The organism is Psychromonas sp., from assembly GCF_983033635.1.
In genome coordinates this window covers 324-3377 of record NZ_CEZLMY010000204.1, presented here as the reverse complement: position 1 = coordinate 3377, position 3054 = coordinate 324, and the positions used below count along the sequence as shown (strand labels likewise).

Below are 3054 nucleotides of genomic sequence, written 5' to 3'. Positions count from 1 at the left end.
AACATGTCGCACACTAGCATTCATGTGCGGCAATATAGTTCGCAGGCTTGATAAATAAATAAGAAAATTAGAGGTAAACCTAAAAACGATTGTTTTAGAGGTGGATTTATTGATGGGGTTTAAATAAAGATGTTCCATTTTTTCAAAATGGTTGAACGGATAGGTGTTAGATTAATTATTCCTTAAATTGCTGTATTGTGGCTGAGTCTTCACTCGCTGCTGAATTAGGCAAATGAAAATCAACTTTAACTTCAGGTGCTGGTGGGATGTCCATCTCTAGCGTTAACGCTTGATCTTTGGATGATTCGATTGCACTTACTATATCAAAATCGGCCAGATCAAAATCTCGCGGATAAACAAACGCAAAACTTGAAATAGAAACTTTGACGATATCGTGAATAGCCACAACCTGCTCCGCCTGATCACCCTTAAAGCGAAATACAAGATAAACCATCAAACCTTGTTGAGCTAAACCTAATGGCATAGCTTCTTTGGATCTATCATCTTGATGTGCATTTGGATATTGCAGTGATATCCAGTAATTATTGTAAAGCGCATGACTGATCTTCTCGAATATACCAGTAATGATTTTAGGTGGTAAATCATGCGGCTCTTTAACTATTAACTTAACTTTCTTTAACCATTGGCGTTCCTTCTCGTTAGTTAGGTTTGGAAACAAGCGGTATTTTGCATCACTAAAGGTGCTTTTAAGTGTTTTCACTAAGCTAACTGGTAGAAGATATTTTAAGTGCTCCTCTGCTAAGTTTAATAACAACATTTCCTGTGGACCGAAGATCGCTATATTGCAAGAACGACGTCTATAACCATATGGTTTAGTGCGGTCATCTTTTTCAATATCAAAATATTGAATTATCACATCGAGGTTACGTTGAATGGTGCGGATATCGCGTTCAATGCCTACCTCATTAAGTTGAGCTTGAAGTTCTTTTGCGGTGGTTTTATAGCTTTGTGGTATTCGTTTATATAATTCAAAGGCAAGAGCGACTTGCTCTTGTGTACTCACTTTTGCTCGTTTGACCATAATAGTAATCAACTGTGTAATTGAATAGAAAACCTCTTCGGTAACGAGGCCAATTAGCAAATAACTTTTTGTAGCGAAGTCCTATGCTTTACATCAGTTACCCATCATATTCACAGACCGGGCAGCAAATGCCCGAACAAACCGTTTCGGGTAAAATAAATGAAGCCGGATGGGTAAAAAACAGACATAAAAAAGCCCCCTGAAACTTTGTTGTTTCAAGAGGCTTTGTGGTTAGGGTTTATTAGTTATTCACCAAAGTAATATGTGTTTAAAAATAATTTCAATTAACAGCTCAGATAATGTGCAGAGTGTTCAAGCAAAACTACTTTTTATACTCAACATTAAGCTCTTTTGATAACCTGTTTTTCCCTATTTCATAATCTGGATCATAAGTAGCGAGGTTATGTACACCAATAGCGATACCAGAGAGCCACCCACCGATAACAGTGGGTGAAACAGGAATAGCAGCTGCGGCAACGGTTGCAGAACGTCCTTTGGTATAAACTCGGCATTTAAGGCCTTTTGCTTCAATAAGACTTTCGATTTTCAGCACGGTCTTTTTCATGTGCGTAATATTAGTAAGTGTGAATGACTCTCTGTTATCAATAAGGTGGATAAACTTCTCATCTGGAAGCTCATCAATAGCGTATATATTTACATCCATTATTCTTATCCCTGTTATTGTTGTTGGTTGCCTGACCATGTTACTAATGAGTAAGACGTTAATTGCCCGATGGCTCTTGCTGGTGGAGTGTATTGCTTAAAAGTGTGATGAATCTTGCTGGTGGTGTTAATGACAATTAAAAAACATTCTCAAATTACCCCTATTATATGAAGAACTAATAATTAGTAATGGTTATTAGAAAGCCTTGAGTAGAGCTGTTGAGAAATCAACAGTTCTACTCGAGTCGAAGGTTGGAAGGTACTGAGTGGGTAAGGATCTTTTGTCTTATAGACAGAGGAGCACTACAGTGCGACATCCTTTATTCTTTTAATCTTTTCTTTTTTATCATTAAATTAATCGCTTATAGAGAGTCATCAAGACTCTAATTCATATTGTTATTATCAATCCTTAAATAGTTCATTGGCACTCCAGCCAATGGCTTCAGTAATAGCAAAAGCAGTAGTGGCATTAAGAATGTTGCCTACACCTGGTATCCAACCTACAAGCACCTGAGAGACCGCACGGCCAACGTAACCTGCTGAAATAGCTGATAGTGTTGATGCTGCTGTTGTAAAGCTCATATCCTGTTTGTAGACCCTGCCAATGGATACAATCATCGCTATTTGAATAGGTGTAATGATCGCACTGTCTGAACCTGGTACTTGGGCTAGTCCTGCCCCAGCTGTAGCGGCTGCTGTTGCTGAACTGTGAATGATGGTTTTAATTCTTTGATGTTTAGTGGCATTTTTCATAATCCTACCTTTGTGCAATGGTCATTAAATACATCCCTCAAGGCCTGTTAGCAATGCTTGGGCGCTTTCAATCATGGCAAGCTTGATATTGGCTTGTTCAGTGGTAATAAACTGATGCAGGGCTTTGGGGTGATGAGCAAGTACTGCGTACAGCATGGTTTGAATATCACCTTCCTCTGCACTACATACGAGGTCTACTAGGTCAGTGGTAACGCTAACTTTACCTTCTTCACGTAATACTTCTTTAAACGGCTCTGAGATTGAATCTGGTACACAGTCAACGAGCTCGGTTAAGCCATTAACAGATTCAACATGTTTATTAACGAGTTTCAGTAAGTCTTGTTCAACCTCAACCTTAATTATTTTTTGATGGGGGATGTTATCTAGATGTGTCATGAGTGTTTCCTTTTATTCCCGGCATAACAAAGCCCATGCAGTCGCACAGGCTGTAAATGGGGGTAATTGTTCTCTGGCTGGTGGATTCATAAGGATAATGTGTACCTGAAATATGTTGGAGTTGAACGTGAGCCTAATAAGTTGTTTTTTACGGCAAGCCCTTCTGTTTTGAATGAAACAACAGGAGTTCAAAATGGAAG

4 protein-coding genes are annotated in these 3054 nt (G+C 38.7%); all 4 read right to left on the bottom strand.

Features of this window, described 5'->3' with window-relative positions; genetic code table 11:
- Positions 1 to 175: 175 nt before the first annotated feature.
- The 4 genes from AC4GME_RS16835 to AC4GME_RS16820 all read right to left on the bottom strand — a co-directional run bounded on the left by AC4GME_RS16835 (position 176) and on the right by AC4GME_RS16820 (position 2854).
- The gene (locus tag AC4GME_RS16835; RefSeq protein ID WP_490379834.1) at positions 176 to 1024 is read right to left on the bottom strand and encodes a helix-turn-helix transcriptional regulator; all 849 of its coding nucleotides are present in this window, start codon (positions 1022 to 1024) and stop codon (positions 176 to 178) included.
- 340 nt (positions 1025 to 1364) lie between these two features.
- On the bottom strand, positions 1365 to 1706 hold the full coding sequence (locus AC4GME_RS16830; protein ID WP_490379833.1) for a hypothetical protein: 342 nt from the start codon (positions 1704 to 1706) through the stop codon (positions 1365 to 1367).
- A 401-nt stretch (positions 1707 to 2107) separates the two neighbouring features.
- A complete protein-coding gene (locus AC4GME_RS16825) occupies positions 2108 to 2458 on the bottom strand; it encodes a hypothetical protein (RefSeq protein WP_490379832.1) in 351 nt (116 codons plus the stop codon).
- Positions 2459 to 2482: 24 nt separating this feature from the next.
- A complete protein-coding gene (locus tag AC4GME_RS16820) occupies positions 2483 to 2854 on the bottom strand; it encodes a hypothetical protein (RefSeq protein WP_490379831.1) in 372 nt (123 codons plus the stop codon).
- Between the last annotated feature and the right edge of the window lie 200 nt (positions 2855 to 3054).

Coding starts and splice junctions, on each gene's coding strand:
- AC4GME_RS16830 (WP_490379833.1), bottom strand. CDS start 1,706: ATGGATGTAAATATATACGCTATTGATGAGCTTCCAGATGAGAAGTTT.
- AC4GME_RS16825 (WP_490379832.1), bottom strand. CDS start 2,458: ATGAAAAATGCCACTAAACATCAAAGAATTAAAACCATCATTCACAGT.
- AC4GME_RS16820 (WP_490379831.1), bottom strand. CDS start 2,854: ATGACACATCTAGATAACATCCCCCATCAAAAAATAATTAAGGTTGAG.